This window comes from Aquicoccus sp., from assembly GCF_041686535.1.
GTDB lineage: Bacteria > Pseudomonadota > Alphaproteobacteria > Rhodobacterales > Rhodobacteraceae > Aquicoccus.
Map to the genome: position 1 here is coordinate 1 of NZ_JAWLDS010000041.1, position 24,391 is coordinate 24,391.

The 24,391-nt window shown below is 65.5% G+C and carries 20 protein-coding genes and 1 tRNA gene; 12 read left to right on the forward strand and 9 right to left on the reverse strand.

What is annotated here, in order from left to right; all coding sequences use genetic code 11:
* Positions 1-807 (forward strand): efflux RND transporter periplasmic adaptor subunit (locus ACESL9_RS10095; protein WP_372674785.1); only part of this gene is annotated, 807 nt, incomplete at its 5' end.
* Complete coding sequence (locus ACESL9_RS10100) at positions 804-4,781, forward strand: efflux RND transporter permease subunit (protein WP_372674786.1); 3,978 nt, start codon at positions 804-806, stop codon at positions 4,779-4,781. The genes ACESL9_RS10095 and ACESL9_RS10100, both read left to right, overlap by 4 nt.
* A gap of 63 nt (positions 4,782-4,844) precedes the next feature.
* Here ACESL9_RS10100 and ACESL9_RS10105 read toward each other — a convergent pair whose 3' ends face one another.
* The 3 genes from ACESL9_RS10105 to ACESL9_RS10115 all read right to left on the reverse strand — a co-directional run bounded on the left by ACESL9_RS10105 (position 4,845) and on the right by ACESL9_RS10115 (position 8,902).
* A complete protein-coding gene (locus ACESL9_RS10105) occupies positions 4,845-5,363 on the reverse strand; it encodes a GNAT family N-acetyltransferase (RefSeq protein WP_372614283.1) in 519 nt (172 codons plus the stop codon).
* Complete coding sequence (locus tag ACESL9_RS10110) at positions 5,360-7,210, reverse strand: ABCB family ABC transporter ATP-binding protein/permease (RefSeq protein ID WP_372614281.1); 1,851 nt, start codon at positions 7,208-7,210, stop codon at positions 5,360-5,362. The genes ACESL9_RS10105 and ACESL9_RS10110 overlap by 4 nt, the downstream gene beginning before the upstream one ends.
* Positions 7,211-7,315: 105 nt before the next feature.
* Positions 7,316-8,902: a LysM peptidoglycan-binding domain-containing protein gene (locus ACESL9_RS10115; protein WP_372614279.1), complete on the reverse strand. Its 1,587-nt coding sequence runs from the start codon at positions 8,900-8,902 to the stop codon at positions 7,316-7,318.
* Between the two features lie 106 nt (positions 8,903-9,008).
* Here ACESL9_RS10115 and ACESL9_RS10120 point away from each other — a divergent pair, with 106 nt between their 5' ends.
* Positions 9,009-9,581, forward strand: a complete 573-nt coding sequence (locus ACESL9_RS10120) for a TIGR00730 family Rossman fold protein (protein ID WP_372614277.1) — start codon at positions 9,009-9,011, stop codon at positions 9,579-9,581.
* A 138-nt stretch (positions 9,582-9,719) separates the two neighbouring features.
* Here ACESL9_RS10120 and ACESL9_RS10125 read toward each other — a convergent pair whose 3' ends face one another.
* The 4 genes from ACESL9_RS10125 to ACESL9_RS10140 form a co-directional block, all read right to left on the reverse strand.
* Complete coding sequence (locus ACESL9_RS10125) at positions 9,720-10,322, reverse strand: superoxide dismutase (RefSeq protein WP_372674787.1); 603 nt, start codon at positions 10,320-10,322, stop codon at positions 9,720-9,722.
* Positions 10,323-10,493: 171 nt separating this feature from the next.
* A complete protein-coding gene (locus ACESL9_RS10130; RefSeq protein WP_372674789.1) occupies positions 10,494-11,069 on the reverse strand; it encodes a histidine phosphatase family protein in 576 nt (191 codons plus the stop codon).
* Positions 11,070-11,135: 66 nt separating this feature from the next.
* Positions 11,136-11,210, reverse strand: a tRNA-Val gene (locus ACESL9_RS10135).
* A gap of 19 nt (positions 11,211-11,229) precedes the next feature.
* Positions 11,230-11,691 carry an HU family DNA-binding protein gene (locus ACESL9_RS10140; RefSeq protein ID WP_372610061.1) on the reverse strand — a complete coding sequence of 154 codons (462 nt, stop codon included), beginning with the start codon at positions 11,689-11,691 and terminating at the stop codon, positions 11,230-11,232.
* A 167-nt stretch (positions 11,692-11,858) separates the two neighbouring features.
* Here ACESL9_RS10140 and ACESL9_RS10145 point away from each other — a divergent pair, with 167 nt between their 5' ends.
* Positions 11,859-12,050 (forward strand): hypothetical protein, encoded by a 192-nt coding sequence (locus tag ACESL9_RS10145; protein WP_372610059.1) that lies wholly within the window; start codon positions 11,859-11,861, stop codon positions 12,048-12,050.
* Positions 12,051-12,631: 581 nt separating this feature from the next.
* On the opposite strand, the gene lon is transcribed toward ACESL9_RS10145, so the two are convergent.
* Positions 12,632-15,040, reverse strand: a complete 2,409-nt coding sequence (gene lon, locus ACESL9_RS10150; protein WP_372610057.1) for an endopeptidase La — start codon at positions 15,038-15,040, stop codon at positions 12,632-12,634.
* A gap of 243 nt (positions 15,041-15,283) precedes the next feature.
* Here lon and ACESL9_RS10155 point away from each other — a divergent pair, with 243 nt between their 5' ends.
* Together ACESL9_RS10155 and ACESL9_RS10160 are read left to right on the forward strand one after the other, a co-directional pair.
* A complete protein-coding gene (locus ACESL9_RS10155) occupies positions 15,284-15,937 on the forward strand; it encodes a cysteine hydrolase family protein (protein ID WP_372610055.1) in 654 nt (217 codons plus the stop codon).
* Between the two features lie 180 nt (positions 15,938-16,117).
* On the forward strand, positions 16,118-17,584 hold the full coding sequence (locus tag ACESL9_RS10160) for an SLC13 family permease (RefSeq protein ID WP_372610053.1): 1,467 nt from the start codon (positions 16,118-16,120) through the stop codon (positions 17,582-17,584).
* A gap of 171 nt (positions 17,585-17,755) precedes the next feature.
* Here the strand turns inward: ACESL9_RS10160 and tgt are convergent, their stop codons facing one another.
* Entirely contained in the window at positions 17,756-18,886 is a 1,131-nt protein-coding gene (gene tgt, locus ACESL9_RS10165; protein WP_372674790.1) for a tRNA guanosine(34) transglycosylase Tgt, read from the reverse strand.
* Positions 18,887-18,953: 67 nt separating this feature from the next.
* On the opposite strand from tgt, the gene rimK reads away from it, so the two are divergent.
* The 6 genes from rimK to ACESL9_RS10195 all read left to right on the forward strand — a co-directional run.
* Positions 18,954-20,363 carry a 30S ribosomal protein S6--L-glutamate ligase gene (rimK, locus tag ACESL9_RS10170; protein ID WP_372610049.1) on the forward strand — a complete coding sequence of 470 codons (1,410 nt, stop codon included), beginning with the start codon at positions 18,954-18,956 and terminating at the stop codon, positions 20,361-20,363.
* Positions 20,364-20,428: 65 nt separating this feature from the next.
* Positions 20,429-21,211, forward strand: coding sequence for an enoyl-CoA hydratase-related protein (locus ACESL9_RS10175; protein ID WP_372610047.1), 783 nt, complete (start codon positions 20,429-20,431; stop codon positions 21,209-21,211).
* A gap of 271 nt (positions 21,212-21,482) precedes the next feature.
* The gene (locus tag ACESL9_RS10180) at positions 21,483-21,845 is read left to right on the forward strand and encodes an SUF system Fe-S cluster assembly protein (protein WP_372610083.1); all 363 of its coding nucleotides are present in this window, start codon (positions 21,483-21,485) and stop codon (positions 21,843-21,845) included.
* A gap of 29 nt (positions 21,846-21,874) precedes the next feature.
* Positions 21,875-22,267 carry a HesB/IscA family protein gene (locus ACESL9_RS10185; RefSeq protein ID WP_372610045.1) on the forward strand — a complete coding sequence of 131 codons (393 nt, stop codon included), beginning with the start codon at positions 21,875-21,877 and terminating at the stop codon, positions 22,265-22,267.
* 78 nt (positions 22,268-22,345) lie between these two features.
* Positions 22,346-23,098 carry a triose-phosphate isomerase gene (tpiA, locus tag ACESL9_RS10190; protein ID WP_372674791.1) on the forward strand — a complete coding sequence of 251 codons (753 nt, stop codon included), beginning with the start codon at positions 22,346-22,348 and terminating at the stop codon, positions 23,096-23,098.
* Positions 23,099-23,254: 156 nt separating this feature from the next.
* On the forward strand, positions 23,255-24,391 hold a 1,137-nt coding region (locus ACESL9_RS10195), incomplete at its 3' end, for a DegT/DnrJ/EryC1/StrS family aminotransferase (RefSeq protein ID WP_372674792.1).

Sequence of the window (24,391 nt, forward strand, 5' to 3'; positions counted from 1 at the left end):
CAACTCGAAGAGGCCCGCATCAACGACAACGCCGCGCGCAGGCTCTCCGAGGGCGGCTTTGCCTCCGAATCCCGCGTCGCCTCTGCACGCGCCGCGATCCGCGGCGCCGAAGCGGCGGTTAAATCCGCCGAGGCCGAGGTCAAGACCGCACAATCGGGCCTTATGACGGTGGCGGCCGGGATCCAGTCGGCCGAAGCGGCCGTGAAGACAGCAGAAAAGGAGATGTCGCGGCTCGAGATTCACGCGCCCTTTGCGGGGCTCCTCGAATCCGATACCGCCGAACTCGGCTCGCTGCTCTCGCCCAACGGGCTCTGCGCCACCGTGATACAGCTCGACCCGATCCGGGTCGTCGGTTTCGTGCCCGAAACCCAGATCGACCGCGTCGAGGTGGACGCGCCCGCCGGGGCCCGCCTGGCGGACGGGCGCGAGGTGGAGGGCCGTGTCACCTTCATCTCGCGCGCCGCCGATCCGACGACCCGCACCTTCCGGGTCGAACTTCAGGTCCCCAATCCCGATCTTGACATCCGCGACGGCCAGACCGCCGAAATCGCCATCGCCTCGGACGGCGCAGCGGCGCATCTCGTGCCACAATCGGCCCTCACGCTCAGCGATGACGGCAATCTCGGGGTGCGAATCGTCGACGACGAGAACCGCGCCCGGTTCCGCGAGGTCAGCCTCCTGCGAGACACCGCGGAGGGCGCCTGGGTCACGGGCCTCGACGAGCGCGCCGACGTGATCGTGATCGGACAGGAATACGTGATCGACGGCGTGCCGGTGCGCGCCAGTTACGAGGATCCCGCGCAATGACCGGTATCGTCGACTGGGCCGCGCGCCGCGCCCGCATGGTGCTGGCCTTCATAGCGCTCTCGCTTCTTGCCGGGGGCTATTCCTATTTCCAGCTCCCCAAGGAGGGCGAGCCCGACATCCAGATCCCCGGGCTCTTCGTCTCGGTGCCCTTCCCCGGTATCTCCGCCGACGACAGCGAAACGCTGCTCGTCAAGGTGATGGAGACCGAGCTCAGCGATCTCGACGGGCTCAAGACGATGACCTCGACCGCGGCCGAGAACTATGCCGGCGTGTTCCTGGAGTTCGAGTTCGGCTGGAACAAGAGCGCGACCATGGCCGATGTGCGCGAGGCAATGTCCACCGCCGAAGGCCAATTCCCGGACGGATACGAGAAATATTCGATCAACGAGATCAATTTTTCGGAATTCCCGGTTCTCATCATCAACCTTACCGGGGCGGTTCCCGAGCGGACGATGAACCAGATCGCCAAGGATCTGCAAGACCGGGTCGAGGCGCTCGATTCCGTGCTCGAAGCGGGCATTGCCGGCAACCGCGACGAAATGCTCGAAGTGGTGATCGACCCGCTCAAGCTCGAATCCTACAACGTGACCGCGAGCGAATTGATATCGGTCGTTCAGAACAACAACCAGTTGATCGCGGCGGGCGAGGTGGATTCCGCATCGGGCACCTTCGCGGTCAAGATCCCGTCAAGCTTTGACGAGCCGCAGGATGTCTATTCCCTGCCGGTCAAGACGAATGGCGACCGGGTGGTCACGCTGGGCGATCTGGCCGACATTCGCCTGACCTTCGAAGACCGCGATTCCACGGCGCGTTTCAACGGCGAGAACACGGTCGCGCTCCAGGTCGTCAAACGCAAGGGTTTCAACCTGCTCGACATGGCCGACACGGTCAAGGAGACGGTGCAGAGCGCCAGCGAGGAATGGCCCGCCGAAATGCGTGCCGCCGTGAAGGTCGGAAGTTCCAACGACCAGTCCCGCGTCGTGGGCTCGATGATCAGCCAGCTCGAAGGCTCGGTGCTGACCGCCATCGCGCTGGTGATGATCGTGGTGCTCGGGGCCCTCGGCGTGCGGCCCGCGCTGCTCGTGGGGTTCGCCATCCCGACCTCTTTCCTGCTGTGCTTTGCCTTTCTCGCCGTGATGGACGTTCCGGTGTCCAATATCGTTATGTTCGGCCTGATCCTTGCCGTCGGCATGTTGGTCGACAGCGCCATCGTGGTGGTCGAATACGCCGACAAGCGCATCCAGGCCGGTACCGGGCCCATGCATGCCTATGTCGAGGCCGCCAAACGCATGTTCTGGCCGGTGATCTCGTCGACCGCGACCACGCTCTGCGCCTTTCTTCCGATGCTGTTCTGGCCCGGTGTGCCGGGACAGTTCATGGGGATGCTGCCGGTCACGCTGATTTTCGTGCTCTCGGCCTCGCTCATCGTGGCGCTGATCTATCTGCCGGTCATGGGCGGGGTGACGGGGCGCGTGACCCGCGTCTTCACGCGGATTGCGGGCTGGTTGCGCGCGCGTCTTGGCTGGACGGTGCGCGCCGCGCTCGTCCCGCCCGCGCTGGGCCTGGTCTTCGTCGGCATGATGCAGATCCTCAACCCCGATTACCTCGTTCGGCCGCTGACCGGCGGACCAACCCCGCTGACCGGAGTCATGGCCTATGTGCCCGGCATCGTCATTTTCCTGCTCGGGGCGATGGCAAGTTCGATCACATTGACCGCGGCCAGGATCACGCGCCGCCCACCGCCCGTCGCCGGACGCCGCCGCCGAACCGGGTTCGGTCGGTTCATCAAGCTCCTGACCGGCAATCCGATCATGCCGATCGTGACGATCGCGGCGGTGGTCTTCGTGGTGGTCAACGTCTTTGTCTATTACGGCGAGAACAACAACGGCACCGAGTTCTTCGTCGAGAGCGAGCCCGAGCAGGCCATTGTTTACGTGCGCGCGCGCGGCAATCTCTCGATCGGGCAGAAGGATCGGCTCGTGCAGCAGGCCGAGAAGGTCGTGCTGGCCCATCCGGGTGTCGACAACGCCTTTGCCTTCGCCGGCGAGGGCGGACTGGACAACAACACCGGCGGCGCAGAGCCGCCCAAGGACACGATCGGCCAGGTCCAGTTCGAGACCATCCCCTGGGAAGAGCGTGCCGACCGACCCGAACTCGACGGCGACACGGTGATCGCCGAACTGACCGAGGCGCTCGAACAGATCCCCGGCATCAAGATCGAGATCCTGGCCCAGGGGCGCGGCCCCGCCTCGGCCAAGCCGGTGCACCTGCGCCTCAGTGGCGACAATTGGGAAGACCTCATCGCGGCCACCGAAACCGCGCGCGCCCGTTTCGACGATAACCCGGCGCTCGAACTCGTCGAGGATACGCTGCCCCTGCCCGGTATCGACTGGCAGATCGACGTCGATGTCGAACGGGCCGGGCGCTTCGGCGCCGACGTGGCGACCGTGGGCGGCATGGTCCAGCTCGTGACCCGCGGCCTGCTGCTCGACACGATGCGGGTCGAGAGTTCGGACGAGGAGATCGAGATCCGCGTCCGCCTGCCCGAGGGCGATCGCGTGCTCTCCACGCTCGACACGCTCAAGGTCCGCACCGCCGACGGGCTGATCCCGCTGTCGAATTTCATCAACCGTCAACCGGTCGCCAAGCTGGCCGAGATCAACCGCACCAACCAGACCCGCTATTTCGATGTGAAGGCCGGGGTCCGCTCGGGTTTGCAGAAGCTGGTTTTTCAAGGCCAAACACGGCCCGATCCAGACGGCACAATCTCGGACCTCGAGGGTGGTCAGCGCGCGGTCGTGGGTGCCGGAGCACTCGGTCTGTCGGATAGCGAGGCTCTGGACATGCGATCCGATACGTTGGCGGTCCTCCAACAGGACAGCGATGGCACGCTGCGTGGCGCGAACGGAAGCGCTTATGCCGTCGTGGAGCGCGGCGCACCATTTTCGGACGCACAACTGCAGAACCTGATCGACGAGGGGGCGGCAAAGCTTGTGGCCGTCACCGCCAACGAGCGCATCGCCGGGCTTACCGAATGGCTTGAAACCGGCCCCTTGCCGGATGGCATCGAATGGGAATGGACCGGCGACCAGGACGATCAGGCGGAAAGCCAGACCTTCCTGATGACCGCCTTCGCGGGTGCGCTGGCGTTGATGTTCATCATCCTGCTGGCACAGTTCAACAGCTTTTACAACGCGGTGCTGGTGCTGCTGGCCGTGGTCCTGTCGACCACCGGTGTTCTGATCGGGATGCTGGTCATGGATCAGCCCTTTTCGATCATCATGACCGGCGTGGGCATCGTTTCGCTCGCGGGCATCGTGGTGAACAACAACATCGTGCTCATCGACACCTATCAGGAATACGCCGGCTACATGCCCCGCGGCGAGGCGATCATTCGCACCGCCGAGGACCGTATCCGCCCGGTGATCCTCACCACGCTCACCACCATGGCCGGCCTCACGCCGATGATGTTCGGGCTCAGCCTCAATTTCTGGGAGGGCGGCTACGCGATCGACAGCCCCACGGCGCTGTGGTGGAAACAACTGGCCACCGCGGTCGTGTTCGGCCTTGGCGTGGCCACCATGCTCACGCTGGTCTTCACGCCCTCTATGCTGGCGCTCAGGGTCTGGGTCTCGACCTATGCCGGCTGGTCCGCCCGCGCGCTGGCCGCACTCAGCCTCGGCCGGGCCAGCCGGGCGGCCCAGGATTTCGCCCTGCGCCGCGCCGCCAGCCGCACAAGGGTGCCGGAATTGCTCTGGCCCACAGAGTTCGCCACTGTCACAGCCGATTTCGAAGATGTCGACGACGGCACCGTCGATCCCACGGCCGACGAGATGCAATCGGTCTTCGCCCGCCTCGGCAAGCTGCAATCGTCCGCCGATCCCGACGAGGACGGCACCCCGGCGGACCAGAAAAGCGACGAAACCGACGGCAAGACGGGCAAGGGCAACGACACCGTGCGCGCGGCGGAGTGACGCCAGGGGCGGATTGCTCGCGTCAGACGGCGCCGCGCCTTCACGCGCGGCGTGCGCCCCGGTTCAGACCTGCCACAGCACAGGGTCGTCAAGACTCCGCGCGACGGACACGCGGCCCGAACCGGTATCCGCGGCGAAAACCACCGCCTGCCAGGCATCGCGCCATGGCTCTTCAACCGGATGGGGCGGCGCCATGCCATGGGCATGGGCCGGGGCGAATCCCGACCGCCCATAGTAGGCCGGATCACCAAAGACAAAGACCGCCGCCACCCCTGCGCCGCGCAATCGTGCCAATCCTTCGGCGATCAGCGCACCGCCGATTCCCTTTCGCTGACATTCCGGCCGCGCCGCCAATGGCGCCAGCAGCGCCGCCCTGCGCCCCGCGACCCGGGCCGCGCTGAACAGGATATGCCCGGCCGCGCCTTCGTCGGTTTCAGCCAGCAGCGACAGGACGGGCTGCGCCGTCTCGTCCCGCAAGAGCGCGGCGACGAGGTCCGCCTCGTCGTCCTGCCCGAACGCCGCCCGGTGAATATCCCGAACCGTGGCCGCGTCTGCCGCATCTGCATCCCGAACCCGGATCACGCCGCCTCGTCGCGGTCCGACGCCTGCCGCTTCCACAGGTTCCAGTAGCGCCCCTGCCGCGCCAGAAGGTCGGCATGGGTGCCCTCTTCCGCGATCTCGCCGTTCTCAAGAACCACGATCCGGTCGGCATCCGCAACCGTGGACAGGCGGTGCGCGATCATCAGCACCGTGCGTCCCTCGGCGGCGCGCTTGAGCGCGCCCTGGATCTCCTGCTCGGTCTGGGTATCGAGCGCGCTCGTCGCCTCGTCCAGAAGCAGGATCGGCGGGTTCTTGAGCAGGGTCCGGGCGATGCCCACCCGCTGTTTCTCGCCGCCCGAGAGCTTCAGTCCGCGTTCACCCACGGCCGTGTCATAGCCCTGTGGCAGGCTCATGATGAAATCGTGGATCTGCGCGTCCTTGGCCGCCGCGATGATCTCGTCCTCGCTGGCCCCGTCGCGGCCATAGGCGATGTTGTAGCGGATCGTGTCATTGAACAGCACCGTGTCCTGCGGCACCACGCCGATCGCGTCATGCAGGCTCTTCTGGGTGACATCCCGCACATCCTGCCCGTCGATCGTCAATGCCCCGCCCTGCACATCGTAGAACCGGAACAACAGCCGCCCGATGGTCGATTTGCCCGACCCCGAGGGCCCCACGATGGCCACGCTTTCGCCCGCGTCCACCGTCAGGCTCACCCCCTTGAGGATCTGGCGGTCGTCCTCGTAGCCAAAGCGCAGGTCGTCAAGCCGCACCACGCCACCCGCGACCTCCAGCGGTCGGGCTCCGGGCTTGTCGGCCACGTCCGTCGGCTGCTCCAGCAGGTCGAACATCTCGCCCATGTCCACCAGCGCCTGCCGGATCTCGCGGTAAACCGTGCCGAGGAAATTGAGCGGCATGGTAATCTGGATCATGTAGGCATTTACCATCACGAAATCGCCCACGGTAAGCGTGCCGTTCTGCACCTCGAGCGCGGCAAAGACCATCACCGCCACCAACCCGCCGGTGATCAGGAAGGACTGCCCGAAATTGAGGAAGGCCAGCGAATAGGCGGTCTTGAGCGCGGCGCGCGCATAGGCTGACATGGCCTTGTCATAACGCTGCGCCTCGCGCTCCTCGGCGCCGAAATACTTGACCGTCTCGAAGTTCAAAAGGCTGTCGATCGCCTTCTGGTTGGCATCCGTGTCCTGGTCGTTCATCTCGCGGCGCAGCTTCACCCGCCATTCCGTCACCTTGAAGGTGAACCACACATAAAGCGCGATGGTCAGCACCACCGCCCCGAGGTAGCGCGCGTCGAAAAGCCAGAAGAAGATCACCCCGATCATCGCAAGCTCAAGCACCAGCGGCGCGATGCTGAACAGCAGAAAGCGCAGCAGGAACTCCACCCCCTTCACCCCGCGCTCGATGATCCGGCTGAGGCCCCCCGTCCGGCGCGTGATGTGATAGCGCATCGAGAGGCGGTGAATGTGCTGGAACGTCTCCAGCGCCAGCGCCCGCAGCGCCCGCTGCCCCACCGCGGCGAAAAACGCGTCGCGCAATTGCTGGAACCCGTTGGTCATCAGCCGCGACATGCCATAGGCCACGGTCAGCCCCACGGCGCCCAGCATGAGCTGGCTCATGCCCTCGCCCGCACCGCTGCCCGATCCCGCCTCGTCCCCGCCGAGCGCGTCGACCGCGAGCTTGTAGATCATCGGCGTCAGCACGGCGATCACCTTGGCCGCCACCAGCGCCACCATGGCCAGCACCACCCGGCGTTTCACCCATGCCGGCTCATCCGGCCAGAGATAGGGCGCGACCCGCCGGATCGTGCGCAGACCCGATGCCTGGTCCGTGTTGAGCCTGGTCTCGGTCTTGGCGCGGCGTCGGCGCATCGGCAGTCCTTTCCTCGGGGTCGAGTGGCCTAGATAGGCCCGTTTCCCGGGGATTGCCAGAGGGTGCCACGCCACGCCCCACTTGGCGTTAGACCGGACAAACCCTCATTCGCGCGGAATGTCGAAGACCTGCCCGGGATAGATCAGGTCTGGGTCACGAATACGATCGCGATTGGCCTCGTAGAGCCGGACATAAAGAATGCCCTTGCCGTAATTCTCGCGCGAGATCGCCCAGAGCGTATCGCCCGGCTGCACCGTCACCGGCGCCACCGGTCCGGATGCGGTCCCCGACCCGTCCCGGGCTTCGGCCAGGGCATCCGGCGCCTCGCGCTTGAACGGTGTCTCGACCCGGCTCACCACCTTGCCCTCCTCGTCGACCTGGTCAATGCGCAACGTGTAAACGCCGGTGTCCACATCCGGCAGATCGGTCCGCCAGTTCCCGTCTGCAGTGATCCGCGAAGTGGTCACGGCGCGGTTGTCGATATAGACACGGACAAACCCGCCATCTGACGCGTCCAGACGACGCCCCCGCCCGGTGATCTCGACAGCTCCGGCGTCGGAATAGGAAATCGCATCAATCGCCACCTCGCTCATCGCCTCTGGCGTTGCCGGGTCCGATGCCGGCGGCTGCATCACCCGCACCCCGGCGTCATCCGACATCAGGACCGCCGTCCGCCGTTGCGCGGGTTCGGGCGCGGCCTCGGGCGCAGGCGCGCCGTCTGCCGGTTCCGTCTCGGGGCGGTCCGACGGGGCCGTGACCACCGTCTCCGCGTCCGGCCGCGGCGCGGCCCCGGGCCGCGCATCGGGGTCCTCGGAATTCCCGGCCCGCGCGGGCCGCTCCCCGTCGTCGCGGGACCGGTCGGCGCCGGGCTCGTCACCGACCGCCGTCTCGTCCTGACCGCCGGTCATGTCATCGCGGGCAGCCTCTTCATGCCCGAGCGTGTCCTTCACCGACACCTGCGGCGCCGATCCGGTCTCTTCCGGCTCGGTGCCTGCATCGCCGTCCCGAGCGCCGGCGTCCTCCGGCGCGACCACGTCACGCTCCGGCTCCACCGCGGCTGTCGTCACCGGCGCGAGGATCGCCTCGTCCCGCGACACCAGGCGCGCCCCGTCCATGATCTGCACCAGCCGCAGAACCCGCGCCGCATCCGACGGTGGCAGATTCAGGAAACCCGCAAAACTGCCATCGCCCGCGGCCTGCAGGCGGCTCATCTCCTCGCCATCGAGCTCGATCAGGATCTCTGCCCCGGGTGCGCCGCGCCCTGCCACCATCGCGCTGCCATCCGCCTCGATCCGCACCACGTCGAAGCGGGGCAGACGCGACCCGTCCTCCGCCGCATCGCCAGTCTCCGCCCTATCCTCGGTGGGGGCGGCCGGCTCATCCGCGACCGGCCGTTCGGGCGCGGTTTCGGCTTCGCCCAGGGGCTCGGGCTCGGATGCAACGTCCGGCGCCGGTTCGTCCTGGGCAACGGACCCGGCCTCCGGTGACGTCTCGCCCTCCGGCACTGTCCCGTCCTTTGGGGCGGAAACCTTGGGCACAGCCACCTCCACACGCTCCGGCGCGCTTGCGCGCGGCTCGGGCGCGGGGGTCAACACCCCACCCCACCAGGCGCCCGCCAATGCTACCGCGGCAACCGCGGCCCCCGCCAGCATCACGCCCTGCATCCCGGACAGCCCGGCCAGTTTGCTCATGTCAGAATCCTTCCCCTCCGCGCCATGGCAGCAAACGCGGTTGAGCCTCTTTAGCAACAAGTATAACAGGGGTCAAAACACCTCTTGCCCCACAGAACGGACCCCGATGACCGCATCCGCGCCAAAACCCTCGATCTGTGTCTATTGCGGCTCGCGCCCCGGCGCCGATCCGGCCTATATCGAAGCCGCCACCGAATTCGGCACCGTGCTGGCCCGGGAAGGCTGGCGGCTGGTCTATGGCGCGGGCGATGTCGGGCTGATGGGGGCCGTGGCCCGCGCCGCGCAATCGGCGGGCGGCGATACGTTCGGCGTGATCCCCTCGCATCTCATGCAACTCGAAGTGGGCAAGCGCGATCTCACCCGTTTCGTCGTCACCGAGAACATGCACGAACGCAAGAAGGTCATGTTCATGAATTCCGATGCCATCGTGGTCCTGCCCGGCGGCGCGGGCAGTCTCGACGAGTTCTTCGAAGTGCTCACCTGGGCGCAGCTCGGACTGCATGCCAAGCCGATCCTGCTGCTCGACACGAATGGTTACTGGGGTCCGCTCACGGCCCTTGTGGATCACGTGATCGCGCAGGGCTTTGCCGATGCATCGCTGCGCAACTTCATCACGCGCGTGGAGACCCCCGAAGCGGCCCTTGCGACCCTCCGCGAAAGGCTCCTCGCCTCGGGCTGAGCCCGCAGTCCTGGCTCTTTCTTGGCAAAAATACTCACCCGCACAACGCCGCCACGCGCACCGCGTCCGGGCGTCATCGCGCATCAAAAAACGGCCGCCCCAAAAGGACGGCCGCTGATCCATGCCTGGTAGGCAGGTTCACTTCATCCGGCTCGCCACGTTTTCCCAGTTCACCAGCTTGTCGAGGAAATTCTGAAGGTAAGCCGGACGCTTGTTGCGGAAATCGATGTAGTAGGAATGCTCCCAAACATCGCAACCCAACAGCGCGGTCTGGTCAAAGCAAAGCGGGTTCACACCGTTCTCGGTCTTGGTCACCGCCAGCGAACCGTCGGCGTTCTGCACCAGCCAGCACCAGCCCGATCCGAACTGCCCGGCCCCAGCGGCGGCGAACTCTTCCTTGAACTTGTCGACCGATCCGAACGCCTCGGTGAGGGCTTTTTCCAGCTCGCCCGGCATACCCGTCTCGCCCGGGCCCATCATTTCCCAGAACTGCATGTGGTTCCAGTGTTGCGAGGCGTTGTTGAAAATCCCGTTCTGGGCCACGGCCCCGGCCTTGTAGGTGCCTTTCACGATCTCTTCGAGCGACTTGCCCTCCCACTCGGTTCCCGCGATGAGCTTGTTGCCGTTGTCGACATAGGCCTTGTGGTGCAGGTCGTGGTGATATTCCAGCGTCTCCTTCGACATGCCCTTCGCCGCCAGCGCATCATGGGCATAAGGAAGATCAGGAAGTTCGAAAGCCATGGGAAAGCCCCCCTTTTTGTTCGCGTTAAACCATTATCAGACAAATGGGGGCCAAGCCCGCCAAAGGTCAACCCCGCGGCAGCATAAAATCCCGCGCCGATGCCATCGGCAAAGCTCTCCTGCACGTCGCTGGCCCGACCGGGCGGGCGGCGGCGCGCATGGTGCCACGTCTCAGCGGTGGACGATCTGTGCACCGTTGCGCAATTCATAGATCACGCCCTGCTCGGCCCCCAGGCCTTCCATCCCGGCCACGTCCAGCCCCAGCACCAGCCCGCGCAGCACCGTGAGCGCCACACCGTGGCTCACCACCAGCGCCGGGCCGTCGAGATCATCGAGAAACGCGCCCACCCGCGCCTGCATGTCCGCCAATGTCTCGCCGGGGCCGTCGAGACACAGCATCAAGGTGCTGCGCTCCTCGAAGAACGCGCGGTCCTGTGCGGTCAGGTCGGCGTAATACCGCCCCTCCCACGCGCCCAGGTGGATCTCCTTCAAACGGTCGTCGAACAGCGGCTCAAGGCCAAGCGCCCCAAGCGCCAGCTCTGCGGTCTGGCGGGTGCGCTTTTGCGGGCTGCAATAGATGCCAAGCCCCTCGGGCAGATCAAGCCGCGCCAGGATTTCGCCCTGCCGACGCGCATGATCCCGGCCCAGCTCGCTCAGATCCGACTCGAGCTGCCCCTGAACCCGTCCGGCGGCGTTCCAGGTCGTCTGCCCATGGCGCAAAAGATAAAGCGGCGGTCTGTCACCCATGCCATCCTCCACGATCACTGTCCCAAGAAAAAAGGGCGTGCCCGGCATGGACACGCCCCGGAATTCTGGTGGGTGATGAGAGATTTGAACTCCCGACATCTTCGATGTGAACGAAGCGCTCTACCACTGAGCTAATCACCCGGTGGACGGCTGTTTAGCCTCACTTTGCGCCCTCTGCAAGAGGGTCATTGGGCTCTTTGTCCGCCTCCGCTCCGGACCCGGCGGGGCGCGCGGGGGCGGGTTTTGGCTGGCGGTTGCGGATCGCATAGACATCGCCGTTCGACAGCTTCTTGCTATGCTGCACCTTGACCTTGCCCAGCCCCGGCAGATCCAGGCCGCGCCCCTCGGCAATCGCCCCGGCAATCTCGGACAGAACGGCCTCGACGGCGGGTTTGACATAACGCGGCTTCACGCCCGAGCGGCTCACCACCGCGTCGACCAGTTCCTTCTTGCGCATGGCCGGCGCGGCCACCTCGGGGCGGCTTTGCTCGACCACCACGGGGTCGGGCGTGGCCACCGTCGCGGCGCGTGCCGGTTTGGCGGTGGATTTCGGGCTTACCTTGACCGTTCTCGGCCGCGCTTCACCTGCGGATTTCGTGGATGTCGTGGTGCTCTTGGCCATCTTGTGCCGCCTCGCTTTCATTACTGCCTGATTGAATGTCTTTTTTCCGGTAACGCTAACCGCAAAACCGCGAAAAATCCAGTTTCAAACCGGGGCAACCATGAAAAGTTGCGCAAAACGCGCCGCACCGCTAATGTTTAGTCATTAAACGACCGCTTGGGGGCGTCATGAAACGAATTTGCATCCCGGCCGTTCTGGCCGTCACGTTGACCATATCCACCGCCCATGCCTCGGGCCTTTCCGATCCCGTGATCGAAGAGGACCTGATCGCCACCGAAACCGCGGCCAGCTCCTCGGCGCCCGGCACCGGGCTTCTGCTGTTTCTCGCCGCGGTGATGACCTGGGCCACCTCGCGCTGATCGGGGCGGGCCCGTTCGGGTAAAGAGGGGGCGCAAGGCGCCTTGTGATCGTGGTGGCAACAGTTGCACGACGGAGTGAGCCCAATACTAACGGTAGACGGGACCGCAGATGCTGCAGCTTTGCTATCCAATCCACCCAAATTCGAGCGTTCAGGCGACCCAAGACGAGATCTCAAAGGAAAACGCTTGATCAACCAGTGAGACTACTAAGTGGTACCGTAGCGATCACAATTTCTTCCGTAGCGCTATGCCCACTGCCCATTAAACAATAGATCAAATCAGTCTACAAAGCACCTTGGTTGTTCACTTTTCCCGGTCGCGGCTGAATGAAAGTTCAGTGGTCGATCAGTGGCTTTAAACGGCGTGATTTCGCTGAATTTGCCACCACCAAGGCAAATGTTTGTTCCGTCCGCATATCCATCGCGTCATCTCACTCGTTTCACGACGCCCCCCGCGGTCATCCCCCAAACCCTACGCCACCGCCGGGCAAACCATCCGACTCCACCCGGCCCAACGCAACAGGCCGTCCCGGTCACCCGGAACGGCCTGCTGTTTCATCGACCAGAAGGCCGGGGTGGGGCTCAATGCGCCGTGGCGCCAGCCCCGCCCTTGTTCTCGGCCAGCCGCGCGGCGGCGGCGGCCTCTTCGGCGGCTTCGTCCCAGTCCACCGGCTCGGGTTCGCGCACCAGTGCGATCTTCAGAACCTCGCTGACATGGCTCACCGGGATGATCTTGAGCCCCTCCTTCACGTTGTCGGGAATCTCGGCAAGGTCCTTCTCGTTCTCCTCGGGGATCAGCACCGTCTTGATGCCCCCGCGCAGAGCGGCCAGCAATTTCTCCTTCAATCCGCCAATGCCCAGCGCATTGCCCCGAAGCGTGACCTCGCCGGTCATGGCGATATCCTTGCGCACCGGGATACCGGTGAGAACCGAAACGATGGACGTGACCATCGCCAGCCCCGCACTCGGCCCGTCCTTGGGCGTCGCACCTTCGGGCACGTGGACGTGAATGTCGAACGTGTCGAACCGCGGCGGCTTGATCCCGATCTGCGGCGCGATCGAACGCACATAGGATGAGGCCGCGTCGATCGACTCCTTCATCACGTCACCCAGCTTGCCGGTGGTCTTCATCCGCCCCTTGCCGGGCAGGCGCAGCGCCTCGATGTTGAGAAGCTCACCACCCACCGACGTATAGGCCAGCCCGGTCACGACGCCGACCTGGTCCTGTTCCTCGGCCAGGCCATAGCGGAACTTCTTCACGCCAAGGAAATCGGTGATGTTCTCGTCGTTCACGACGATCGTTTCCGCCTCCTTCTTGACGATCATCGTCACCGCCTTGCGGGCGATCTTGGCGATCTCGCGCTCCATGTTCCGCACCCCCGCCTCGCGGGTATAGTGCCGGATGATCGACGTGAGCGCCGAGTCCTCGATCACCAGCTCGCCCTTCTTGAGACCGTGGTTCTTGACCTGCTTGTCCAGAAGGTGCTGCTTGGCGATCTCGCGCTTTTCATCCTCGGTATAGCCCGCCAGCGGGATGATCTCCATCCGGTCGAGAAGCGGCCCCGGCATGTTGTAGCTGTTGGCCGTGGTCAGGAACATCACGTTAGACAGGTCGTATTCGACCTCGAGATAGTGGTCCGAGAAGGTGCTGTTCTGTTCGGGATCGAGCACCTCGAGCATCGCACTCGCCGGATCGCCCCGGAAATCCTGCCCCATCTTGTCGATCTCGTCGAGCAGGATGAGCGGATTGGTGGTCTTGGCCTTCTTCAGCGCCTGGATGATCTTGCCCGGCATCGAGCCGATATAGGTCCGGCGGTGACCGCGGATCTCGCTCTCGTCACGCACCCCGCCAAGCGAAATGCGGATGAACTCGCGCCCCGTGGCCCGCGCCACGGATTTGCCGAGGCTGGTCTTGCCCACGCCCGGCGGCCCCACAAGGCACATGATCGGCCCCTTGAGCTTCTTCGAGCGTTGCTGCACCGCGAGATACTCGACGATCCGCTCCTTGACCTTCTCCAGGCCATAGTGATCGGCATCGAGGATCTCCTGCGCCTTGTGCAGGTCTTTCTTGACCCGGCTCTTGACGCCCCACGGAATGGCCAGCATCCAGTCGAGGTAGTTGCGCACCACCGTCGCCTCGGCGCTCATCGGGCTCATGTTCTTGAGCTTCTTGAGCTCGGCCTCGGCCTTTTCGCGGGCCTCCTTGGACAGCTTGGTCTTGGCGATCTTCTCTTCGAGTTCCGCGATCTCGTTCGCGCCCTCCTCGCCATCGCCCAGCTCCTTCTGAATGGCCTTCATCTGCTCATTCAGGTAATATTCGCGCTGGGTCTTCTCCATCTGGCTCTTGACGCGCGTCTTGATCTTCTTCTCGACCTGCAACACGCTCATCTCGCCCTGCATCAGGCCATAGATCTTCTCGAGCCGCTCGCTCACCGAAAGCGTCTCCAAGAGCTCCTGCTTCTGGCCCACCTCGATGCCCAGGTGCCCCGCCACGAGGTCGGCCAGCTTGGCCGCATCCTCCGCCTCGCTGACCGCGGCCAGCGCCTCTTCGGGGATGTTCTTGCGGATCTTGGCGTAACGCTCGAATTCATTCGCGACGGTGCGCTGCAAAGCGGTCAGCGTCGCGGTATCGCCCGGCATCTCGGTCAGGTACTCGGCCCGCGCCTCGAAGAATTCCTCGTTGTCGAGATACTCGACGATGCGCACCCGCGCCTGCCCCTCGACCAGCACCTTGACCGTGCCGTCGGGCAGCTTGAGCAGTTGCAGCACATTGGCCACCACGCCGGCCTTGTAGATGCCCTCGGCTGTGGGCTCGTCCACGCTCGGGTCGATCTGGCTCGACAACAGGATCTGCTTGTCGTCGGCCATCACCTCTTCAAGCGCGCGCACCGATTTCTCGCGCCCGACGAAAAGCGGCACGATCATGTGCGGAAAAACCACGATGTCGCGCAGCGGCAGCACGGGATAGGATGTGTTGAGTGGCTCTTGCATGCTCTGGTCCTTGTTCTTGGCAAGACGCCGGGCCCCTCGATCAGGCAGCGCGCGGCGTCTCCACGTTTCCGAAAGATTAATTGGGCGTTGCCCGCGCCCGTTTCAACCTCTCGGGCCAGAATGCACGCGCAGCACGCGACGGGCAAGCGACGATTGCAGACGGAATCGACCCAGACGCGGCGTTTCCCGGATGACAGCGCCAGAAGCCACGCTATCCTGCGCCCGCCAGACAGGGAGACCACGATGATCGCACAATTCGGACCCGACACCGCGCTATTGCTCATCGACGTGCAAAAGGGCGTGCATGACCTCACCCATTGGGGCGGCCGGAACGGACGGATGAACAACCCCGGTTGCGACGACCGCCTGCGCGACCTGCTCGGGGGCTTCCGCACCGCCGGACGCCGGGTGGCCTTCACCCGCCATGACAGCGTCGAACCCGGCAGCCCGCTCAAGTTTTCCCTGCCCACCGGCGCACAGATCGACGGGCTCGACCCCGCCCCGGGCGAGATCGTTGTCGAGAAATCGGTCAATTCCGGCTTCATCGGCACCGATCTCGACGCGCAATTGCGCGCCGCCGGCATCGCCCGCCTCGTCATCGCCGGCTATTTCACCAATTTCTGCGTCGAAACCACCACCCGCATGGCCGGGAACATGGGCTATGACTGCCATCTCGTCCACGATGCCTGCGCCACCTGCAACCATGCCGATCTCAACGGCACCGATCACGACCCCGACCGCGTGCATGCCATGTCGGTGGGCAATCTTCACGGCGAGTTCTGCACCGCCATCACCGCCACCGACGCCCTGGCCCTGCTGGGCGCCGACGCCCCCCACCTCGTCCGCGCCCAGGGCAACGAACCCACTTCCGACATCCCCGCCCGCCGCAGCGCCTGACCCGGAACGGACCGCCCCCGGCCCTTCATCTTGCCACAAATACTCCCGCCGGAGGCACACGGGACGGCGGGCGGGGCGATCTGCGCAAGCAGGAGCGCCGTTCCGCCGTCACTTGCCGGGGCTGGCCATCCGGCACAAGGCTGCTAGGCTCCCGCTCACCACACACCCAAGGCAGGTTCCATGGCCGACGATCTTCACCCCGACAGCGACCAGAATCCGGCCCTGCGGCGCGCGGCGCTCATTGCCGGGCCGCTGCTGGGGCTGGCGCTCATGGCGCTGCCCGCGCCCGGCGCGCTCGACCTTGCCGCATGGCGGCTAGCCGGGCTGATCGCCTGGATGGTGACCTGGTGGATCGGGCAGGCCGTGCCGCTCGCCGCCACCGCGCTTCTGCCGGTGCCGCTCATGCCCGCACTCGGCATCGCGCCGGTCGCGCAGGTGACGCAATCCTATGCCGACCCGATCATCTTTCTCTTTCTCGGCGGCTTCATGATCGCCGCCGCGATGCAGCGCCACGCGCTGCACCGGCGCATCGCGCTGGCCATCGTGGCCGCCATGGGGGCGGCGCCCGCGCGGATCACGCTGGGCTTCATGCTGGCCACCGCGTTCCTGTCGATGTGGATTTCCAACACCGCCAGCACCGTGATGATGTTCGCCGTCGCCCTGCCGGTGATCGGCTTTGTCGGCGAGAACAGCCCCGATGACGCGCGCAGCCGCCGTTTCGGCGTGGCGCTGATGCTGGCCATCGCCTATTCCGCCTCGATCGGCGGGGTCGCCACGCTGATCGGCACGCCGCCCAACGCGCTGCTGGCCAGCGTCCTGGCCACCAGCCACGGCATCGAGATCGGGTTCGGCCGCTGGATGCTCCTGGGCCTGCCGCTCTCGGCGCTGATGCTGCTGGCCTGCTTCCTGTTGCTCACCCGCGTCCTCTATCCGCTCTCGAATCTCATGCCCGACGGGGCGGATACGGTCATCGCCCACGAACGCGCCGCGCTGGGGCCCATGCACAAGGGCGAAACCCGTGTCGCCATCGTCTTTGCCCTGGCCGCGGCGGGCTGGATGAGCCGCGGCGCGCTCGACCTGCCGCTTTCGGATGCGGGCATCGCCATCGCCGCGGCGATCGCGCTTTTCGTGCTGCCCGCGGGCGGCGGGACCGGCGCAGGCGCGGGCCGCCTGCTCGACTGGCGCGATACCGCCGCGCTGCCCTGGGGCATCCTCATCCTGCTGGGCGGCGGGCTGGCACTGGCCACCGGGTTCGAGCGCACCGGCCTCGCCGAATGGATCGGCGGCGGTTTCGCCTTCCTGGATGAATGGCCGCTCTGGCTGCTTGTCATGGCCGTCGCCGGGCTCACCCTGATGATCACCGAGGTAAGTTCCAACACCGCCGTCACCGCCACCTTCCTGCCCATCCTCGGCGCCGTTGCCATCGGCATGGGCCTGCCGGTCGAATGGCTGATGGTGCCCGCGGCCATGGCGGCCTCCATGGCCTTCATGATGCCGGTCGCCACCCCGCCCAACGCCATCGTCTTCGGCTACGAGGGAATGCGCATGGCCGACATGGTGCGCGCCGGGATCTGGCTCAATATCCTGGGCGTCGGGCTGATCACGCTGGCGATGTGGCTCGTCGCCGCCCCGGTGCTCGGGCTCTGAGCGCCCCCGGCCCTGTAGATCCGAGGGTTTGCCCACCTGATACCGGCCGCGCGCATCAAATCGGCCTCGCACGAGACCGGAAGAAAGGGCTGCACAAGGCCGCGGCCGTGTGCAGCCCGGGCGGCTGCGCCGCCGTTCCGGGCGGGCGCGCACTCGGTCAGGCGGGATCCTTCAGACCGGCTCGATATCCCCCAACGCCCGCGTGGCGTGAAACTCCGCCTCCCAGTCGGCAAAACGCCCCTCGCCAATCGCATCCCGCATCCCGGCCATGATCTCCTGGAAGTAATGCAGGTTGTGCCATGTCAGCAGCATCCCCGAGATCATCTCGTTGGCGCGAAAGACATGGTGCAGATAGGCCCGGGAATAGCCCCGGCAGGCCGGGCAGCCGCATGCCTCATCGAGGGGCCGGGGATCATCGGCATGGCGCGCGTTCTTGAGGTTCACCACCCCGCGCCGCGTCCATGCCTGCCCCGTGCGCCCCGACCGCGACGGCAACACGCAATCCATCATGTCCACCCCGCGCTTCACGGCGCCCACAATGTCATCGGGCTTGCCCACTCCCATGAGGTAGCGCGGCCGATCCTCGGGCAGCATCCCCGGCGCGTGGTCCAGCACGCCGAACATCGCCTCCTGCCCCTCGCCCACCGCGAGGCCCCCGATCGCGTACCCCTCGAACCCGATCGCCTTGAGCGCCTCGGCCGACTCTTCGCGCAGATCGCGCTCCAGCCCGCCCTGCTGGATGCCAAAAAGCGCGTGTCCCGGCCGCTCGCCGAACGCCTCGCGCGACCGCGCGGCCCAGCGCATCGAAAGCCGCATGCTCTGCTCGATCCGCTTGCGGTCGGCGGGCAGCGCCGGGCATTCGTCGAAACACATCACAATGTCGCTGCCCAGCAGGCGCTGGATCTCCATGCTCCGCTCCGGCGACAGCTCATGGCGCGACCCGTCGATATGGCTCTTGAACGTCACCCCCTCCTCGGTCAGCTTCCTGAGACCGGCAAGGCTCATCACCTGGAAGCCCCCCGAATCCGTCAGGATCGGCCGGTCCCAGTTCATGAAGCGGTGCAAGCCGCCCAGCCGCGCCACCCGCTCCGCCCCCGGCCGCAGCATCAGGTGATAGGTATTGCCGAGAAGGATGTCGGCCCCCGTCGCGCGCACGCTCTCGGGCAGCATCGCCTTGACCGTGCCCGCCGTGCCCACCGGCATGAAGGCCGGGGTGCGCACCTCGCCCCGCGGTGTGCGGATCACGCCGCGCCGCGCCGCCCCGTCCCGACCGAGGAGTTTGAATTCAAATCTGCCTGTCATAAGCTGTCCCGAACCATTATGGGGGCCTCTTTACCCATCTCGCGCCCCCCTTGCCAAGGAGACACCCATGAGCGACCCGGAAAACCGCCTTCTGAAATTCGGATGGGAGGAATGGGTCGCCCTGCCCGAGCTGGGCGTGCCCGCGCTCAAGGCCAAGGTCGATACCGGCGCGCGCACATCCGCGATCCATGCCTATGACATCGAAACCTTCGGCCCCGCCGCGCGCCCCAAGGTGCGCTTTACCCTGCACCCGATCCCGGGGCGCGACGACCTGGTGATTCCCTGCTCGGCCCCGATCGTCGACCGTCGCGAGGTGACAAGCTCCAATGGCGAAAGCGAACATCGCTACGTCATCGAGACCCCCATCGCCGTGAACGGCGAAAGCTGGCCGATCGAGATCACGCTCACCAACCGCGCCACCATGAACAACCGGATGCTGCTGGGCCGGCAGGCACTGCTCGATCATATCACCATCGTCGCCACCGAACGCTTCCTGCAACCGCAGCTTTCCTTCGATGTCTATCACAGCGCCCGGATGCGCCAGGAGGCGCCCAACCGGTCGCTGCGCGTGGCCGTGCTCTCGCGCGAGAACAACTATTCCACCCGCCGCCTCGTCGAAGAGGGCGAGAAACGCGGCCACACGATCGAGGTGATCGACACCACCCGCTGCTACATGGCGATCAACGCGCTCGCCCCCGAAGTGCATTACGACGGCAAGCGCCTGCCGCGCTATGACGCGGTGATCCCGCGCATCGGCGCCTCGATCACCCCCTACGGCACCGCCGTCGTGCGCCAGTTCGAAACCATCGGCACATTCTGCGTCAACTCCTCGGCCGGAATCACCGCCAGCCGGGACAAGCTCTATGCCCATCAGCTCATGGCGCGGGCGCGGATTGGCATGCCCAACACCGCCTTCGCCGCAAGCCCCAAGGATACCGGCAACCTCATCGGCCTTGTCGGCACCGCACCGCTGATCGTGAAACTGCTCGAATCGACGCAGGGCAAGGGCGTCGTGCTGGCCGAAACGAAAAAGGCCGCCGAATCGGTGATCGACGCCTTTCGCGGGCTCAAGGCCAATTTCCTGGTGCAGGATTTCGTCAAGGAGGCGGCCGGCGAGGATATCCGCTGCCTCGTGATCGGCGGCAAGGTCGTGGCCTCGATGAAACGCACCGGTGCCGAGGGCGATTTCCGCTCGAACCTGCATCGCGGCGGATCGGCCAGATCGGTGCGCATCTCGAAGGAAGAGCGCGAAACCGCGATCCGCGCCGCCCGCACCTTCGGCCTCAACCTCTCGGGCGTGGACCTCCTGCGCTCGGAAAGCGGGCCCAAGGTGCTCGAAGTCAATTCCTCGCCCGGGTTCGAGGGGATCGAGGTCTCGACCGGCAAGAATGTCGTGGCCAAGCTCTATGACGAGATCGAGAACAACGTCCGCCCCACCCCCGTGCGCCGCCGCAAATCCGCCACGCGCGGCGCATGACGCGCCGAAAGACTGGACAAGCGCGAAGCGAGCGGCGAGCCTGATCCGGACAAGGGAGAATGACCATGAACCAGATGACAGCCCCCGAGCTTCTCACCGAAACGCTGGACCAGGGCGTGCTCACGCTGACACTCGGCAACGGCAAGGCCCATGCGCTCAATGCCGCGCTGATAGGCGCCCTGCACAGCGCCGTCAGCCGTGCTGCCGAAAACCCGGATGCCCGCGTGATCGTGATCGACGGGCCGGGCCATATCTTCTGCGCCGGGCATGACCTCAAGGAAATCGCCCGCCACCGCGCCGACCCCGACCATGGCGAGGCTTACCTGCGCGCGCTCTTTGCCGATTGCGCCGCGATGATGCAGGCGATCACCTTCTCGCCCCTGCCCACCATCGCGATGGTGGATGGCATCGCCACCGCCGCCGGGCTGCAACTGGTCGCGGCCTGTGACATGGCCTTTGTCTCGCACAACGCCACGGTCTGCCTGCCCGGCGTGGTGAACAACGGGTTCTGCACCACGCCCGCCGTCGCCGTTTCGCGCGCGGTGGGTCGCAAGCACCTGATGGAGCTTCTGCTCACCGGCACGCCCAAATCCGCCGACTGGGCGCTGCGCGCGGGGCTCGTCAACGAGGTGACGGACCCGGCCGAGCTGCGCGCACACACGATGGCGTTCGCCGCGACGCTGGCCGGCCGCAACCCCGGCCCCATCGCCAGCGGCAAGGTGACGACCCACCGCCATCTCGAACTCGACCTGCCCGCGGCCTACGAGATGGCCACCGAAACCATGATCGGCCATTTCATGGACCCCGACCGCATCGCCCACGAGAAGGACTCGCGCTGGTCCGGTTAGGGCGGCCCCGTGCTCCCCGGGGGCGGCTTCGCCGCTGTTCCGGGCGATGCGCCACGTCAATTTGAAGCGATACGCGAATCCCCGCCCGAACGCCGGGTTAACCTTTGCAACCGTTACCGAAACATGAATGCGCCCGGCAGCCGGGCAGCAGCCGGATGTCAGCCGGATGTCACCCCCCGGAATCACGCGTTTCGATCACGTTAACCCGCGCGCACTTTACCTCGGCGCCTTGAATCCTTATATCTTTGCTCAGGAAATACGTGAGGCTTTCATGACCAACCAGCCCGAACCCCTCGAAGGCACCCCCCTGATCGCGCCGTCGACCGTCACCCATCCGCTCTACGATTCGATCGTCGAGGCATGCCGATCTGTTTATGACCCTGAAATTCCAGTGAATATTTATGACCTCGGCCTGATCTACACGATCGACATCAATGACCAGAACGAGGTTTACGTGATCATGACCCTCACCGCGCCGGGCTGCCCCGTCGCGGGCGAGATGCCCGGCTGGGTCGCCGACGCGATCAGCCCCATTCCCGGCGTGAAGCAGGTCGATGTCGAACTGACCTGGGATCCGCAATGGGGCATGGACATGATGAGCGACGAAGCCCGGCTTGAACTCGGGTTCATGTAATGAAATCCAACCACTGAAAGGGGAAGTTCATGTTCGGAATTCCCGGAAAACAGGCCATCACGATGACCCCGGCCGCCATTGCGCAGATCACCAAGCTGATGACCTCCAAGGGGCACCAGGGCCTGCGCATCGGCGTCAAGAAGGGCGGCTGCGCGGGCATGGAATACACCATGGACTATGTCGATGCGGTCGATCCCAATGACGAACTGGTCGAACAGGACGGCGCCCGCATCATGATCGCACCCATGGCGCAGATGTTCCTCTTCGGCACCGAGATCGACTACCAGACCTCGCTGCTCGAATCGGGATTCGTCTTCAACAACCCCAACGTGACCGAAGCATGTGGCTGCGGCGAATCCATAAAATTCAAGGATATCGAAGAGTTGCAGGCCGATACTCAACCGGAAGAGACCCGCGGTTAAGCTGCGCCAAAACCCCTCCCTTGACCCGGCTGAAAACCCCGCGATGATGGCGCGACACTGAAAACGCGGGAGGGGCGGATGCGCCGGAAACTGGCTGCCGGAAACTGGAAGATGAACGGGCTGACCGACTCGCTTGACGAGCTTCGGTCCCTGGCCAGGGCCCATCCCGACCCGGCGGTCGACATCCTCGTCTGCCCCCCCGCGACGCTCATCTCTCAGGCCGCTCAAGTTTGCGCAGGGCTTCCCGTCGCCATCGGCGGGCAGGATTGCCATACCGAACGCACAGGCGCGCACACCGGCGATCTATCGGCAGAAATGCTAAAGGATTCCGGGGCTTGCGCGGTGATCCTCGGGCACTCCGAACGTCGCGAAGACCATGGCGAAACCAGCGACATGGTCCGGGCCAAGGCCCGGGCTGCCCATGCGGCGGGGCTCATGGCGGTGATCTGCCTCGGCGAATCCCTCGCCCAGCGCGACGCCGCCAACACGCTCGACATCATCGCTGCACAGATGTCGCTCTCGATCCCAGACACGTCGACCGCCGAGAATCTCGTCATCGCCTATGAACCGATCTGGGCCATCGGCACCGGCAAGCTGCCCGACGCCGCCCAGATCGGCGAGGTGCATGATTTCATCCGCACCCGGCTCGAACGCCGCTTCGGCCCGGGCGCGGGGCGCGGTATGCGCATCCTATACGGTGGATCGGTCAAGCCCAACAATGCCGACCAGGTCTTCCGCGTGCCCAATGTCGATGGCGCACTGGTTGGCGGAGCCTCGCTCAGGGCCGAAGATTTCTCGCCCATAATCAAGGCCCTGTCCCAAACCGGTTAACCGTCGCCGCACCACGCTTGGAGACACGCCGCCCGGGCATGGCGAGCGCACATTGATCATGGCCACGCGGCGATGCCTTTCCGCATGGATTTTTCTTTCCCCGATCACGAAACTGGTTTAGGTTTCCCGAAAGAAACTTTCGGAAACCCTGAAATCATGACCATCCATCCACGCCCCTCCGCCGCCAGCGCCCCGGCTGTCGGCGTTTACGATGCCGAACCGATCCCGCCCGCAGCCCGGGACGAGATCGACCGCTTGCTGCAATCTGGCGATCTCTTCCGCTACACCGCCCCGGAAAACGCCCCGGTCACGCTGCTCGAACGGGAATTCGCCGCGCTGATGGGCGTGAAATACGCGCTGGCCGTCTCGTCCTGCTCGGCGGCGCTCTTCCTGTCGCTCAAGGCGCTCAGCCTGCCGCGCGACGCGCGTGTGCTGATCCCCGGCTTCACCTTCGCCGCCGTGCCCTCCGCGGTTGTGCATGCCGACTGCATCCCCGTCCTGTGCGAAGTGGGCGAGAATTACCGGATTGACATCAAAGACTTCGAAGCCAGGATCGATGACGGAATCGCCGCCGTGATCATTTCCCACATGCGCGGCCACACCTCCGACATGGATGCCATCATGGCGCTGTGCGATGCTCGCAACATCCCGGTGATCGAGGATGCGGCCCACAGTCTCGGCACCACCTGGGCCGGGCGGCGCATCGGCACGATCGGGCGCGTGGGTTGCTTCTCGTTCCAGTCCTACAAGCTCGTCAATGCGGGCGAAGGCGGGATTCTCATCACCGACGACGCCGATCTGGTGGCCCGCGCGGTCATCATGTCGGGCGCCTATGAACACAACTGGTCGAAACACCTCGCCCCCGGCGACAACCGCGCCGATCTGGAACAGGCGTTCGGCCAGTGGCAGAACCGTCTGCCGCTTTACAACCTTCGGCTTTCCAACCTCTCGGCGGCGGTGATCCGCCCACAATTGCCCGAGGTCGCGCGCCGTGTCCGCGACGGCCGTCGCAACCACGATTTCGTGGCCGCGCGCCTCGACGCCTCGCCCTGGATCTCCGTGCCCGACGCCCTGCCCCCCGAGGAACGCGCGCCCGACTCGATCCAGTTCAACCTTTGCGGCGTCACCGATGACGACACCCGCGCCTTCGTCGCCGCCGCGGCGGAACGCGGGGTCAAGGTGCAGGTCTTCGGCCTCTCGACCGACAATGCCCGCGCCTTCTGGAACTGGCATTTCATCCCCGGCGGCACGCCCGAACTGCCGCAAACCCGCGCCATGCTTTTGCACGCCTGC

Coding starts and splice junctions, on each gene's coding strand:
- ACESL9_RS10100 (WP_372674786.1), top strand. CDS start 804: ATGACCGGTATCGTCGACTGGGCCGCGCGCCGCGCCCGCATGGTGCTG.
- ACESL9_RS10110 (WP_372614281.1), bottom strand. CDS start 7,210: ATGCGCCGACGCCGCGCCAAGACCGAGACCAGGCTCAACACGGACCAG.
- ACESL9_RS10115 (WP_372614279.1), bottom strand. CDS start 8,902: ATGAGCAAACTGGCCGGGCTGTCCGGGATGCAGGGCGTGATGCTGGCG.
- ACESL9_RS10120 (WP_372614277.1), top strand. CDS start 9,009: ATGACCGCATCCGCGCCAAAACCCTCGATCTGTGTCTATTGCGGCTCG.
- ACESL9_RS10125 (WP_372674787.1), bottom strand. CDS start 10,322: ATGGCTTTCGAACTTCCTGATCTTCCTTATGCCCATGATGCGCTGGCG.
- ACESL9_RS10130 (WP_372674789.1), bottom strand. CDS start 11,069: ATGGGTGACAGACCGCCGCTTTATCTTTTGCGCCATGGGCAGACGACC.
- ACESL9_RS10140 (WP_372610061.1), bottom strand. CDS start 11,691: ATGGCCAAGAGCACCACGACATCCACGAAATCCGCAGGTGAAGCGCGG.
- ACESL9_RS10145 (WP_372610059.1), top strand. CDS start 11,859: ATGAAACGAATTTGCATCCCGGCCGTTCTGGCCGTCACGTTGACCATA.
- lon (WP_372610057.1), bottom strand. CDS start 15,040: ATGCAAGAGCCACTCAACACATCCTATCCCGTGCTGCCGCTGCGCGAC.
- ACESL9_RS10155 (WP_372610055.1), top strand. CDS start 15,284: ATGATCGCACAATTCGGACCCGACACCGCGCTATTGCTCATCGACGTG.
- ACESL9_RS10160 (WP_372610053.1), top strand. CDS start 16,118: ATGGCCGACGATCTTCACCCCGACAGCGACCAGAATCCGGCCCTGCGG.
- tgt (WP_372674790.1), bottom strand. CDS start 18,886: ATGACAGGCAGATTTGAATTCAAACTCCTCGGTCGGGACGGGGCGGCG.
- rimK (WP_372610049.1), top strand. CDS start 18,954: ATGAGCGACCCGGAAAACCGCCTTCTGAAATTCGGATGGGAGGAATGG.
- ACESL9_RS10175 (WP_372610047.1), top strand. CDS start 20,429: ATGAACCAGATGACAGCCCCCGAGCTTCTCACCGAAACGCTGGACCAG.
- ACESL9_RS10180 (WP_372610083.1), top strand. CDS start 21,483: ATGACCAACCAGCCCGAACCCCTCGAAGGCACCCCCCTGATCGCGCCG.
- ACESL9_RS10185 (WP_372610045.1), top strand. CDS start 21,875: ATGTTCGGAATTCCCGGAAAACAGGCCATCACGATGACCCCGGCCGCC.
- tpiA (WP_372674791.1), top strand. CDS start 22,346: ATGCGCCGGAAACTGGCTGCCGGAAACTGGAAGATGAACGGGCTGACC.